Source organism: Pseudomonadota bacterium (genome assembly GCA_039033415.1).
In the GTDB taxonomy this organism is placed as follows: Bacteria; Pseudomonadota; Gammaproteobacteria; order Xanthomonadales; family SZUA-38; genus JANQOZ01.
In genome coordinates, this window is sequence record JBCCCR010000044.1 from 23,328 (window position 1) to 37,487 (window position 14,160).

At 60.4% G+C, this 14,160-nt stretch carries 11 protein-coding genes; 6 read left to right on the forward strand and 5 right to left on the reverse strand.

Going from position 1 to position 14,160, the window contains the following annotated elements:
* Positions 1-78 precede the first annotated feature (78 nt).
* Positions 79-1,551, forward strand: coding sequence for an MFS transporter (locus AAF358_25145; GenBank protein MEM7708860.1), 1,473 nt, complete (start codon positions 79-81; stop codon positions 1,549-1,551).
* A 37-nt stretch (positions 1,552-1,588) separates the two neighbouring features.
* Here the strand turns inward: AAF358_25145 and AAF358_25150 are convergent, their stop codons facing one another.
* Complete coding sequence (locus AAF358_25150; GenBank protein ID MEM7708861.1) at positions 1,589-2,269, reverse strand: response regulator; 681 nt, start codon at positions 2,267-2,269, stop codon at positions 1,589-1,591.
* A gap of 14 nt (positions 2,270-2,283) precedes the next feature.
* A complete protein-coding gene (locus AAF358_25155) occupies positions 2,284-3,717 on the reverse strand; it encodes an ATP-binding protein (protein MEM7708862.1) in 1,434 nt (477 codons plus the stop codon).
* Positions 3,718-3,871: 154 nt separating this feature from the next.
* On the opposite strand from AAF358_25155, the gene AAF358_25160 reads away from it, so the two are divergent.
* The 3 genes from AAF358_25160 to AAF358_25170 all read left to right on the forward strand — a co-directional run bounded on the left by AAF358_25160 (position 3,872) and on the right by AAF358_25170 (position 6,733).
* Complete coding sequence (locus AAF358_25160; GenBank protein MEM7708863.1) at positions 3,872-4,243, forward strand: hypothetical protein; 372 nt, start codon at positions 3,872-3,874, stop codon at positions 4,241-4,243.
* Complete coding sequence (locus tag AAF358_25165; protein ID MEM7708864.1) at positions 4,240-6,051, forward strand: peroxidase family protein; 1,812 nt, start codon at positions 4,240-4,242, stop codon at positions 6,049-6,051. The genes AAF358_25160 and AAF358_25165 overlap by 4 nt, the downstream gene beginning before the upstream one ends.
* 127 nt (positions 6,052-6,178) lie before the next feature.
* On the forward strand, positions 6,179-6,733 hold the full coding sequence (locus AAF358_25170) for an ECF-type sigma factor (protein ID MEM7708865.1): 555 nt from the start codon (positions 6,179-6,181) through the stop codon (positions 6,731-6,733).
* Between the two features lie 145 nt (positions 6,734-6,878).
* Here AAF358_25170 and AAF358_25175 read toward each other — a convergent pair whose 3' ends face one another.
* From AAF358_25175 to AAF358_25185, 3 genes are read right to left on the reverse strand one after another with little or no spacing between them, the layout of a single operon-like run.
* Positions 6,879-8,192, reverse strand: a complete 1,314-nt coding sequence (locus AAF358_25175; protein ID MEM7708866.1) for a DUF1302 family protein — start codon at positions 8,190-8,192, stop codon at positions 6,879-6,881.
* Positions 8,193-8,196: 4 nt separating this feature from the next.
* Positions 8,197-11,385, reverse strand: coding sequence for an outer membrane lipoprotein-sorting protein (locus AAF358_25180; protein MEM7708867.1), 3,189 nt, complete (start codon positions 11,383-11,385; stop codon positions 8,197-8,199).
* Positions 11,385-11,963, reverse strand: a complete 579-nt coding sequence (locus tag AAF358_25185) for an acyl-CoA thioesterase (GenBank protein ID MEM7708868.1) — start codon at positions 11,961-11,963, stop codon at positions 11,385-11,387. The genes AAF358_25180 and AAF358_25185 overlap by 1 nt, the downstream gene beginning before the upstream one ends.
* Before the next feature lie 797 nt (positions 11,964-12,760).
* Here AAF358_25185 and AAF358_25190 point away from each other — a divergent pair.
* Positions 12,761-13,432, forward strand: a complete 672-nt coding sequence (locus AAF358_25190) for a TorF family putative porin (protein MEM7708869.1) — start codon at positions 12,761-12,763, stop codon at positions 13,430-13,432.
* 577 nt (positions 13,433-14,009) lie between these two features.
* Positions 14,010-14,160 (forward strand): ammonium transporter (locus tag AAF358_25195; GenBank protein ID MEM7708870.1); only part of this gene is annotated, 151 nt, incomplete at its 3' end.

Consider the following 14,160-nt stretch of genomic DNA (forward strand, 5'->3'; position numbering starts at 1 on the left):
CAACGCTGTCATATTTGGCTTATACGCCGATATGACAACGCTGTCAATTTTCCGGGCTTGCTGCTACGGTGCCCCAACATGAGCACGCACAAGCACTACGCAACCGCGGATCAGGACCGAATCCCGTTCTATCAAAAAGTCGCCTACGGGATGGGGGCTTTTGTCAACAACCTGATGGCTGACGCCATGGGTAGAATGATTGTCGTGCTCAATCTGGGGCTGGGCATGAACCCGGCGCTCGTGGGCCTGCTCGGAGCCCTGCCCCGTCTGACCGACGCCGTTACCGACCCTTTGATGGGTTACGTGTCGGACAACACCCGCTCCAGGTGGGGGCGCCGGCGACCCTACATTTTTTTGGGGGCGATTGCGGCGGGCGTGCTATTTGCGCTGCTGTGGCAGCTGCCCGAGGGTAAGAGCGAGCAATATTATTTCTGGTTTTTTCTGATCGGGTCGCTGGTTTTCTATCTCGCCTACACCATGTTTGCTACGCCCTGGGTTGCCCTCGGCTACGAACTGACGCCCGACTACCACGAGCGAACCCGGCTGATGGGGACGCAAAACTTTATGGGGCAGCTCGCCTACGTGGTGTCTCCCTGGTTTGTGGTGATCATCCAGAACGAAAACATGTTCGACGATCTTCGCCAGGGGGCAGCGGGTCTATCAATTTTGCTCGGTGTGGTCATCATCGCTGTTGGCATCCTGCCGGCACTGCTGCTCCGGGAACGAATACTCGCAGCTGATGGGGAGTCGGAGGATGGGCAAGGCGCTACCTCACGCCTGAAGCGGGTAATGAGCCTCTTTGGCGATTTCTTCCGCGGCTTCGCGATGACCCTCAAGTTCCGGCCATTCCTGAAACTCTGTGCGGCCACTTTTCTGGTGTTCAACGGCTTTATGCTGGTGTCGTCGTTTCAGCTCTATGTGATCATCTACTACGTTTTCGAAGGCGATAAGGTGGCGGGCGCGGAATACGCTGGCTACTTTGGATCGCTGGCCGCCATCTCAACATTTGCAGTCATCACGTTTGTCACGTGGCTCAGTACCCGGATCGGAAAACGCCGGGCGTTTTTTGTCGCGACCGGCATTTCGGTGGTTGGCTACGCCAGCAAGTGGTTCTGCTACAACCCGGATATTCCCTGGCTTCTGCTGCTGCCGGCACCGCTGTTTGCCTTCGGACTCGGCGGTCTGTTTACGCTGATGCCGGCCATGATCGCTGACGTCGTCGATATGGACGAGCTCAATACCCACGAACGCCGGGAAGGCATGTATGGATCCATTTACTGGTGGGTCGTCAAACTCGGCATGGCCGCAGCCCTCGCAGTCGGCGGGATCCTGCTCAACGTCACCGGCTTCGATGTAGACCTCGGCGGAAATCAGACCGAGCAGACGCTGCTGCTGATGCGGTTGTTTGATGCGTTTATTCCCGCTGTCGCCTCGCTCGTTGCAATCTGGGCGGTTGCCACTTTCAGCATCACCGAACAGAAAGCCTACGAGGTGCGGGAAGAGCTGGAGCGGCGCCGCGGCACCGGCACTTCAGATTCAGCGCCGGCCTAGCCGGATACTTGCTTCCAGACGACCAGCAAAGCGTTCGCTAGCCGGTAGGGTCGAAGCGGTAGCCGGCGCCATACACCGACTGAATAGGCGAAGCGTCTGGGCTGACGGTTTGAAGCTTTTGTCGCAGATTTTTGACGTGACTGTCGATAGTACGGTCGCTGACCACTCTGTGATCCTGATAGGCGTGGTCCATCAGCTGTCCCCGCGAAAACACCCGTCCCGGTCGACTGGCAAATACCGCCAGCAGTCGAAACTCCACCGGCGTCAGATCCAGCAGCTGGCCATCAACCCTCGCCTGCATGGCGTCTTCGTCAATGAGAACCGGTGAGGATCCATCGGGCTGAGACTGCCAGCTCACGCGTCGCAGCGCGGCCTGGACCCGGGCAACCACCTCGCGTGGCGAAAAGGGTTTGCAGATATAGTCGTCCGCGCCGACGCCCAGCCCCAGCAGACGATCGATCTCGTCGACGCGAGCCGTCACCATAATGATCGGAACCGATGATCGGGTCCGGAGCTCGCGGCAGATGTCCAGACCGTCGCGATGCGGCAGCATGAGATCGAGCAGCAACAGGTCAGGCTGGAATTGCTCAAACGCCGCCATCACCTCAGCCCCGTCGTCAACCGTATCGGTCTGATAGCCCGCGCTGCGGAGATAGTCCGACAGAAGTCGGGCGATCTTCGGCTCGTCCTCAACGATCAACACCTTTTCACCGTTCACTCGAGCTCAACCTCTCACGCGTGTGTGTCGGATGGAAATCGCACCACCACCTTTAGGCCACCCAGCGCAGACGGCAACGCCTCCACCGTGGCGTCATGAGCGTCGGCAATACTTTTCACAATCGCCAGACCGAGACCGGCACCGCCGGTGGAACGGGCGCGCGAGCCCTCAACTCGATACAGCGGATCGAACAGCTTCGACAGGTGTTCAGGGTCGACGCCCGGTGGCGAATCTTCCCAGGATAGCTCCCAGGCATCCGGCGTTCTTGTCAGCGATACGCGGATCTCGATCGGCGGATCGGAGTAGCGGCGGCTGTTGCTCAGCAGATTGGCGAGAAGCTGCCGCAACCGAAAAACATCCCCGGCGATGGTCACATCGGGCAATGGGTCGAGGGCGACATCACCCGCCTCATCGCTGAAATCCTGAAGCAGGCCGGACAGGCTCATCGGCTCGCGATTGACGAGATTCCCGCCAGCATCCGAAACCGACAGAACAAAGAGATCTTCGACCAGATAGGTCAGGCGGTCAGCTTCCTGCGCCAGCGATGTTAGCGCCTCATCATTTAGCTCCCGCACCCCGTCCTGAAGCGCGTGGATTTCGCCTTTGATCACCGCCAATGGTGTTCTCAGCTCGTGGGAAATTTCGGCTATCCACTTGCGCTGCTGATCTCGGTGGCCCGCAAGCGCCACACCAAGCTGGTTGACGTCCTGGCTGAGCCGCTCCAGCTCATCGCCGCTCTTCACGCTCACGCGCTGCCCGTAGTTACCCGTCGCCAGTTCACGAACCCCCTCGGCAAGACGCGGCAGCGGCGCGGTTAAAGCACGCGCCATCCACAGGGAGGCGAAGGCGGCCGCCAGCATAGCGCCAACGCCGATGACCAGAGCACTGCGAGACTGGCGACGGGCGAAGTCCAAATCGACGTTTCGTTCGAGCGTTGGCGTTGGCAGAACCATCAGGAACCCGATGGATTGTCCCCTGAGTTCAAGCGTTTCCCGCCGACCCTGGTCGAAAGGCTCACGAGTGCCAGCGACGATTTTACCGGCAACATCCACCACGGTGACCCGCTGCGCGATATCCAGGAGCGAACCTTGTCGTTGCGGTTCAGGTCGCCGCGGGGGCGGCTGGCTCCCGCGAGGCGGCGGGCGATGATTGCGCGGGCGTTCGCCGCGCGGGGGTGGACGGCCACCGGGCGTCTGGCTGAGCGAAAAACCGAAGCGCTGCCGCTGCTCCGGTGGCGGCAGCCGGAGGAAAGACCAGTCACCCTGCTCGTCGTAGGCTGCGACCAGCTGGCCTTTCAGCGTTTCGATCTCCAGCGACTCCCAGGTTGCCAGATAGTCGGAAAACCCCCGCTCAAAGCTTCGCCCCATCAGCACCGCCATCGCGGCGATCGCAACGAACGCGATGGCAACCGTGCCCAGAAACAGTTTGTGCCGAATGAGTAATGTCATGGATCAGCGGCCCAGCAAGGCCGAAATCATAGCAGTGCTTAACGGGTTCTTAACGCCTGCAGCGATTTCTCCTTCCTTTCTCCACATTTGCTGCACCGAGCCTGTCGATTCCAAGCCTAACTTCTCAGACTCTGACACACGACGGAGAAAGACCATGAAAGCAACCATGATGCTAATGCTGTTCGCCTGCTGCAGTATCCAGCTGGCCGAAGCCCAGCCCGATCGAGAACGCAACGGCGAGCGCCGTGGCCCGCCACCTCACCATCGTGCACTCGAATCGCTGAACCTGAGCGCGGAGCAGCGTGACGCCGCTGAAGAGCTCTTTCAGTCGCACCGGCAGCAAATGCGAGACCTTCGCGAAAGCGGCGGGAGCTGCGAGGATCACTCGCTCCTGAAACAGCAGCTGGACGATGATCTACAGGCGCTGCTGACGCCGGAACAGTTCAGCACGCTGGAGGAGCAGCGCGCGAATCGACCGGCCCGAAACGGCCGCCGCAAGGAATGCGAAGACGGAGTTACGCCGTGATCGCCCCGCGAACGAAACAGAACCCGTCAGGTTTGCCGCCAACGCTTTCGGCCGCCGCACTGACGGTCGTCCTCGGCGTCTGGGCAACGCCACAGGGTCTGGCTCAACCGGCGCGAAACGCTGAGACCGCGGGCCCGGCTGTGGAAGAGCAGGCGGAAGCGCTACTGCGTGAAGCGGATGAGCGCGGCAGCGAAAGCTCGCCGGTCAGGCGGCTGCGCCGCGAGCAGCAGGAAGATGGACGAGGCGACCGCCGGGGCAACGGCGACGGTTTGACCTCAAACCGCCTCGTCCCATCCATAGACGGCCGCAACAACAATCGGACAAACCCGGACAGCAACGCGAGCCATACCGCACTCGCGCGGTTGGCCCCGGCGGCCTACACAGACGCCATCAGCACGCCCGCCGGCCTCGACCGACCCTCAGCGCGTTTGATCAGCAATCAGGTCAGCGCCCAAGCTGAAGAGCGGCCAAACACCCTGCGGCTGTCGAGCTTTCTCTGGCAATGGGGTCAGTTTCTTGATCACGACCTCGACCTCACGGATGGCGCTGACCCGGCCGAGGCCTTTAACGTTGACGTCCCGCGCGGCGACCCGTGGTTTGATCCCGCCGCCACCGGTGCCATCGAAATCCTGCTCAATCGATCCCTTTATGACACGGCAACCGGCACCGGTGCGGACAATCCGCGGCAGCAAATCAACGAAATCACGGGATGGATCGACGGGTCAAACGTCTACGGCTCCGATCTGGAGCGCGCCGAGGCGCTTCGTGAATCGGACGACAGCGGGCGACTGCGCGTGAGCGCAGGTAACCTGCTGCCGTTCAACGTCGATGGCCTGGCCAATGCCGGTGGCGAAAGCAGCGAGTTGTTTCTAGCCGGCGATCCCCGCGCGAATGAGCAGATCGGCCTGGCCGCGATGCATACCCTCTTTGTACGCGAGCATAATCGACAGGTAGCACGACTGGCTGCGGCCAATCCGGGGCTCACCGGCGACGAGCTCTACGCCCAGGCACGCAGGATGGTGATCGGGTTGCTGCAGGTCATCACCTATGAAGAATTCCTGCCGGCGCTGCTGGGGCCTGGCGCGCTGGACGACTACCGCGGCTACAACCCTCGCGTCGACGCCCGAATCGTCAACGAGTTCTCGACGGCTTCGTACCGTATGGGCCACACCCTGCTGCCGCCGATTCTGCTGCGACTGAACCGGGCCATGAACGAGTCGTCGTTTGGACACCTATCGCTGGCTGACGCCTTCTTTTCACCCGCCAGGCTCACGGACGAAGGAGGCATCGAGCCGCTGCTGCGCGGCATGTCGCGTCAGCTCTCCCAGGACTTTGACGTCTATGTGGTCGACGAAGTGCGCAACTTCCTGTTCGGGCTACCCGGTTCCGGCGGCTTTGACCTGGTGTCGCTCAACATTCAGCGCGGCCGGGATCACGGCCTGCCGGATTACAACAGCCTTAGGCAGGCTATGGGGCTAGCGCCGGTGCGAACCCTGGAGGCGATCAGCAGTGACCCTGAAGTCACACGCCGGCTGCTGGCCACCTATGACTCGCCCGACCAGGTAGACGCCTGGATCGGGGGGCTGGCAGAAGACGCCCAGGAGGGCGCCATGGTCGGTGAGCTGGTTGGCGCGGTCATCGCCGATCAGTTCGAACGCCTCCGTGACGGTGACCGATTCTGGTATACGCGGATCCTCAATCGCGGGCAGCGCCAGGAGGTCGAGCAGACCCGCCTCGCTGACGTCATCCGGCGGAATACCACGATCGGTGCCGAGCTCGGTGATCGGGACGTGTTTCGCGTCGACTAACACTATCCGCTGCAGGTGTCTTTCCAAGGCACCTGCAGCGGCACCCCGACCACCTGCTGGTTGCGGGCGTGAGTCGATTGTGCAACATTTTCGACTGTCCCCCAGCAACCCAGCAGGAGTTTTGGCCTTGTCCGCCAGTGTGACCATGCTGCTTGCGGCCCACCGCAACGGTGATTCGGCTGCCCTCAATCAGCTTGCCGCCTCTCTTTACCCCGAACTCAAGGCTATGGCCCGCCGCCGCGCCGCCGGCGGGGCTGGCAGCGGCGCGACCACGCTCGTTCACGAAACCTTCGTCAAACTCCTGGCCGGAGGAGACCTCGTTGCCGAAGATCGAAAGCAGTTTTTTGGCCTGGCGGCGACCATCATGCGGCAGATCATTATCGACGAAATCCGCTACATCACCGCCGGCAAGCGCGCGCGACAGGAAGTGACACTGGCCGACACGCTCATCGGTGACGAGGGCCACGAACGCGCCGAGTTCCTCTTGCAGGTTGATGAAATGCTGAAGATTGTCGAGCAGGAGGATGAGCGCCTGGCGAGGGTGTTCGAATGCCGCTATTTTGCCGGCTTGACCACCGGCGAGACCTCAGAAGCGCTCGACATATCCGTTCGCTCAGTCGAGCGGCTGTGGTCGACCGCGCGAGCGCGGATCGCCGCGCTGATGGATGAGAGCAACGCCTGAGCGTCTCCCAGGCCAGGATCAACCTCGGCAACCTCTCCGGCCTTGAGCTCAAGAAACTGCTTCGCCCCATCACCCGGGTCCAGCCGCTTTAGCCGTGCTGCCAGCGAAGGCGACTGATCCTGGACCGTTCCCGCCATGACCTTCCTCAAAACGTGTGGGTCAGGCTGACCATCACCCGATCCTGCTGTGAAAATTGCCCAAACAAGCCGCTGGCCCGCCCGCTGAACGACTGCATGGCAAGCTCCACGGATGTGCTGTCGTTAATCGCGTAGTCGGCGCTCAGCGACACAAGATCATCGTCGTCGGTAAAGGACCGGTACCAGCGTGCTTCCAGGCCCAGCGCGTCATAAGCGAAGGTGCGACGAATAAACACCGTACCGATACGGTCAGTTTGGGGTCGCACCAGCGTGTCCGGTGCGTTGGGAATCGAGTCAACCACGTATTGGATATTGATAAAGGCGCCCAAGGGTCCATCGAGGTCGAGGCCCAGAGCTCCGCGATGCTGGTTCAGTTCCCGCGTCTGAAGCCCTGCCGGACCCCGAAGATTAAACACCCGATCGGGCTGATAGGCGTATTCCGCTCGCAGCACGCTGGCGCCCAACCCAAGGTCGAAGCTGAAACCCAAGACCTCACGGCGCTCATAAAAACGTTCGATTACCGGACCTTTGGAACCGGTGAGCAGACGCCCGAGCGGTTCCGGGTCGATCCCTGAGTAGGCAACGGCGCTGAATTCCGCGCTGGCAAACTGGCGGGATAGCCGAAGTCCGACGGCCGTATCGCTGAGCCCCATGCCAGGCTGCACCGTTTCGAGCACCGGTGCTGGGCCATTCGAGTTCGTGGGTGCGCCAAAACGAAATCTGGGAGCGGTAAGTTCGAACCAGGCTCCAGCCCGCGGAATCGTGTGGCCCGTAGCATCGGGCACCAGGGCGAGCTCGCCGCGCCAGCTGCCGAAGCTGTAGTCGAAATAGGCGCTCCATAAACTCGTTCGGGAATCGGCAAAGTCGTCGATGATGAACTCCCGAAAATCCTGGGGGTTAACCACGTCGAGCACCTTGATGCCGTCCAGTCGCCCCCACACGATCTGCTGTTTTCCAAAGCGCGCCAGACCCCGATCTGAGCGAAATTCCAGATAGAAATCCCGCAGCTCCAGGCTTCCGCTGTTGCCCAGCTCCAGTGGCCGTGAACCACGGCTGTAGTTGTCCCGCGGCACCCTGCCCGGTTCCAGCGCTTCGTGAGCGTCCAGCCGAACGCGCGCTGACGTCACCAGCAGGCGGTCGGGACCAAAGCTGACCGACAACGACGGATCGAGCTCCAGCTGACCCTGATTGAGGCTGCTGCTGTCTCCATAGCCGTAGCTCAAAACGGACCGCAGGGCCATGGCATCAACCTCTGCGGCAAAACTCGCCAGGGGTTGAACGAACAGCGCGGTGAGCAACACGAATCGAGCAGCGCGAGTCATTCCCTTACTCTCCGAGGCTCTGCGCAAATTCACGGCCGAGGCCGCGGCCGAGGGTTTGCGGTTCAAACAGCCGACTCGCCAGGGGCTGTGAATAGTTGGTGTCATAGAACGTAAACACCGTCTGGTGTCCGGTCTGATGATTCACCGCAAGGATCTCTTCTGCGGTCCAGATTCCATCGACCTGGACCACTCGACCGACGGTGATCGTCTTCAGGGGTCGTCCCTTGAAGTCGCTGAACTCGATGCGTTGTGGCATCCAGGTCGCTTCATCGACCACGGCGGCGAATCCGCCATAACCCAGTTCGCGGGCAATTTTTTTTGATTTCGGAGTCCCCGCAATATGATGTATAGCGCTGGCGCCGACCCTCTCAGTCCGGTCATAGCTGAAGTCCCAGTCATCCAGCGCAAACTTCAGCTCCGACTGTATGTCTTCATACGAGAAGTCGGTGCCCAGAAAGCTCTTGCCGCGCTGGGAAGCCGGAATCCGTCGAACCTTGCGGCTTGCGGGCAGGTACATCCAGCGCTGGTCGGCCGCCGTGGACGCCGCATGGTCGTGACTCAAAAACGTGATATCCCGACTGCGCTTGGGTTCTAGGAACGTGATGCGGGTCTGTCGTGCATCTTCAGCCTTTTGCTTATGCACAATTGCCTCACGCAGTTCCACCTTGCCCCGCTTGTTGGTCAGGGTCATTTTCATGACACGACGCATGGTCGTCGCCTCTTCGCGCTCCGCGACGGCGGCGGCGATCTCGTTCGCGTCCCGGGGCGCAGCGGATGCATGGCTGCTGAAAAGGCCCGCGATCACCACGGCAATCAGCGTCAGGCTCACCACAACGTCAGCCGGCCGGCCCACCTTTGGCTTTTGTCCCCGGACAGCCTGCTCCGCAGAAAGCAACGCCGGAATCACCAGCAGCGCAGCCAGGTAGCTGGCCAGTGAGGCCACCGCCACCAGGCCACCGAACCGGATTAACGTTGGCAGATCACTGACCAGCAATACGGAAAATCCCAAGCCCAGCGCCGCGGAGTTAAAGAAGCAGGCTCGCGCCACTGCCGGCAAGCGTTCCTCGGTCAGATCCGAGACGCCCCCCTCAACGTCACCGGTGGCGCGAAGCCGGTCAACCAGATGAATGGCAAAATCGACGCCAACACCCACCGCAATAGCGGCGAACATCGAGGTGGCCGGCTCCAGATGCACGTTCAGAAAGCCCATGCAGGCATACAGAACGATGACCGTAAAGACCACAGGTACAACAGACAGTACCCCCGCCACGGCGGACCGGAAAACCACAATCGATGCGGCCAATACCAGGGTCAGTGACAGCAGCACGCTCTTGAAGTGAGAGGTCTGCAGACTGCGCATCCAGTGGTAGCTCACGTTGACGTCGCCGCTCAGGGAAGCGGTCAGGCCCGGTCGGTTGAACTCCTCATTGATATAGCGCTGCATCGCCTCTACGGCCAGACGGGTTTCACTGAAATAGTGGGCATCGAGCACGCCGCGAATCAGGGCCCGCTGATTGTCGCCGTCGATCTCCTCCTCCAGATCCGTCGGGTCACCACTGATCGCATAGAGAAACAGCGTTTCGGCCAGCGCCTCGCTGGTGTCCGGGAGTACGCGGGCATCCAGCGATGCTTTTGGAAGCTCCTGGACTGCACCGTGGAGGTGGCTGAGATAGTCGACGATCGAGACCGTCTTCTGCACATGCGGCAGCGTTTCAAAATACTGCTGCAGCGTGCGAACCTGCGTCATCACCTCGATGTCGAGCAGGCCGTCGGGCTGCGAGGTCTCAACCAGCACGTCGAGGAAAGCGGTGCCGGCGAAACGCTTATTGATGAGCTCGTCCGCAATCCGGATCGGTTCACCGGCGGCAAAATTCTCGACCTGCGAGCGATCGACGCGAAGCTGTAGCGCGCCGAACACCGCTATCACCGTCAGTGCGGCGAAGGTCAGCAGCGTGGTGCGATAGCGACGATGAGTGAACCGTCCTGCCGCACCCAGGGCACGACCAAGCGTACTCGGCTTGCCTTCCTTCCAGGTCGAGAAGGCGGGACTGGGGCGCGGCTTGGTGAGCACCAGCACGCTGGGCAGTACCAGGATCGAGAAAACCCACGCCAGCGCCACACCCAGGGCGGCAAACACGCCGAACCAGGTGATTGGGGGCATGATGGACATGGCCGCGATTCCAAGAAACCCAGCAATGGTTGTAATCGTGGTCAGGGTCACCGGACGGGCGACGGACGCCATCGCGCGCACGACCAGATCCCGGGTCTCAGCCTGCTCATCCATCGCCTTCAGTCGATAAAAGGCTGACAAAATATGAATAGCGTCCGCTACCGAGATGGCCACCAGGATGACCGGCAGCGCGTTGGTGATCGCGTAGTAGGGAATCCCACACCAGCCCATCACGCCAAGCGACCCCGCCGCAGAGCCAGCGACCACGAGGAGCGGGCCCGGCAGGGCAGAGCCACGGCGGAACGCCAGAAAAATGAAGCCCAGCACCACGACAAACACCAGCGGCTGAAGCTTACGAGCATCCTGGTCGATGTAGCTGCTCAGGTAGCCGCTGACAGCGCCTGAGCCAGCCACATGAACGGTCACACCGTCGAGTACCAGGTCATCGACCATCGCCACGACGGATCGATAGGTCTCATCGGCGGTCGCCGCATCTTCGAGCTCCGCCAGGATGGCTGCGGCCGTACCGTCGCCACTGACCAGCGTTCCCTGGTGCGGCGTCATCCACCGCCAGCGCTGCTCGCTGTCCGCGATAAGTGTTTCTTGGGGCGCCAACGGATCAACGTAGGGGTCGATATTGATGGCGCCATCGTCACCGCTGATAGAAGACTCGGTGGCAAGGCTGGTGACGCGGTCGTAGCGAACATTCGGCAGGGCAGCGATTTGCTCCGACAGATCCGCCAGGGCCGTCAACACGTCGGGCCGAAAGATTGACCCGTTTTCGTTGCTCACCAGGGCGACCGCAATGGTGTCCGACAGGCCAAAAATTTCGGAGGTTTTGCTGTCCGCCACCAGCGATTCATGACCCGGCGGGATGAAGGCTTTTACGGAGGTATCTTTGACCAGTTGGGTCAGGCCCAGACCGCTGGCAATGACCAGCACCGTAGCTGCCGCCAAAACCACCACCGGGCGTGCGGTGACCCCCACAAAAAAACGTGTACTTGCTTCCGTGGAACGAAACATCAGCTGATTCTCCTTTCGCCAGCATCCCGAAACGGCAGCGCCTCGCGACCGGCGCCGTGCCGATACATCTGCTCTTCCAGGTTGATCCAATCGATGATGTGCCCCGGAATCGGGGGTGACGCGGCGCCCGGGTGCACCTGCTCTGCCACCTCACCGGCATGCATCCAGCTATTGCTCTGGCGCAGACCGGCGCGGGTCACGCCAACGGCCGCGCAGCGTTCGCGCTGATCGGCGAAGCAGTGCTCGAGATAAAACCAGCGGTGGTCCCAGCCCAGCAGGCGGGTCGATACCTGGTAACACTGCAGGAGCTTTAACGAGTGACGATAGCGAATCACGCCGCCGCCGAGCACCGGGGCCCAGCGGTGTTTGCGGATTGCGCCCGCAACGCCGGTCTGCATCATCCATTCGATCCGGGCGACGTCCATGATCTGCAGATAGCGGCCGTTGTTCATGTGTCCAAAAGCGTCAAGATCATGAGGCAGTACGCGAAAGCGACTCTGCGCTGCGTGTGTGAAGTGTTGCTTTGCTGTCGTCAGATTGCGCATCCAGACGAGCAGCAGCCTCAAATAAAGATTCATGACGTTAATCCCTGTTGCCCGAGTTTCAGGCGAGCATTCACTGCCTATATTTCTAAGATCGAACAACGGCACGAAACCCCGCCAACCCTCACAACATTTCTTTTGCCTAAGGCTTCAGGCCTGAGCAATCGATCGGGCCAGGTCGGCCGGCCAGAGGGAATCCATCCGGGTAAACCGCACGAGTTCATAGGGGATGGGGAAATTTTACGAAAGCTGATCGACCGGTCTGCCGGCGCAGGCCTGATTAGCGATAGCGGGGGCATCACTGCGCTGAAAAGCCAGCCGCAAAGCGGTGAACCCGAAAGTCCGGGCCGCGCCGCGATGACGTTTCGCCCGCTGATGTCATGAGGAAACGATCAGGAAAAAGATCACAGCAATGATGCTCATACCGATGTTCTTGGATTTCCTGGTTGCTCTTAGCAATGGATTCGCGGGTGCAGAAATAACGCACCACTGTGGAAAAGTCGCTGGCGTGTTTCAGGGCAAAACACCCGGAGATCCGTTCGAAGCGCTTGGGCAGTCAACTAAAAAGAACGAGCTCGCACCTCCTCGCACCTGGTCTTAACGTGCAGCGCACATTTTTGGTGCGAACGCCCCCAAACGTCAGCCATCGTGGAGCAGTCGAAGCAGTGCAGGAAGGAAGAACGTGAGTTTTGACGGGGACTGGAAAATTGGCCTGCTTCTTGCTCTCTCGCCCAATGGTGACATGCGATCACCCAACAACAATTCAATAATTGCGCAGGAGTAACACCATGAAGACTGCTCACTCCATACCTGTTTTGGCCCTTGCGGGGATCATGATGGCCTCAGGCACCGCGTCGGCGGAAGAATTTACGGCCAACATCGCTATCGACAGCAACTATATCTGGCGCGGCCTAACCCAGACCGAAAACGAACCTGCTGTATCAGGCGGCATGGACTACGTTTTTGATAACGGCGCCTACGTCGGAACCTGGATCTCCAACGTCAGCTACGCGCCCGGCGACGTGTTTTCCTACGAAAATGATGTGTATTTTGGCTATGCCTTTGAAGCCGGAGACGTTGCTCTTGATTTCGGCTACCTCTACTTCAACTACGACGACGAGGCCGAGTTTGACTTTGCAGAGATTTACGGCTCGGTAGGCATCGGGGATTTCACGCTGGGTCTGAACCTGCTGGCGCATACCGAGGCTGACGAAGGCCCTGGGCAGGATTTTGGTTTCGGTGAGACGTTTTACGTCTACGGTGACTGGGCCAAGGAAATTCGTGATGGCCTGGAATTGGGCCTGCATGCCGGGTATCACGACGGCGATTTCAGCGAGGCTTTCAACGGCGTGCCCGAAGGGTATTTTGAATACGGCATCTCCCTTTCAAAGAACGGCTTCACTGTGAAACTGACCGGCACTGATCTGGACGACGTCGGTCCTGACAATCTTGACAACGACGAGGTGAAGTTTGTGGTGGGCTACGCAGTAGACTTCGAACTGTAGCTCCGACAACCGGGGGCGCCATTCGGTGTCCCGCCAAATGCTCAATTCCAGTCGGGTGGCTGTTTCTCGGGCCACCAGGCTGAAATCCAGATTCGCGCGGGCGCCTTGTCTCAACGGCGCTTCCGCTGATCTGACGAACTAGCTCTTCTCTTCCAGACTTCCACAGTCTAGCTGGTCACCATGGACGGTGCCTGCCCCCTTAATGACCACTGCCATCATAGTCAACGAGCCCTAAATTCGAACGGCCTGCCGTCGCCCGGGAGCGTGGATGCGCCAGTTTGAACGGCTTCAGAATCCCTTGCGAGCGGAGCCGCTTGACCTTGGGGTGCGGCAGCGGCAAGGCGGCACCAAACTCGCGCGCGTGTCGCGCCAGACAGGCGCAGGCGTTGAGCACAAACGCACTACGCTGGTGCGAAATCGCAGCCAGCGGCGGGATTTCTCGCAAGAAACCGCATGAATCTGTTATCTACGTGGTTGGCACAGCATTTGCTTGTATGCGGACGGCTTTCGGTCGACTCTGGTGCGTAGCGCGGAGCACCGATCCAACAACACTCATACAACAAAAGGGGCTCATAAAGTGGAACAATTGGCGCAGGTAAGTTACGCCCTGGACACTTTTTACTTTCTGGTTTGCGGGGCGCTGGTCATGTGGATGGCGGCGGGCTTTACGATGCTCGAGTCGGGCCTGGTCCGATCCAAGAACACCACCGAGATTCTGGCCAAGAACA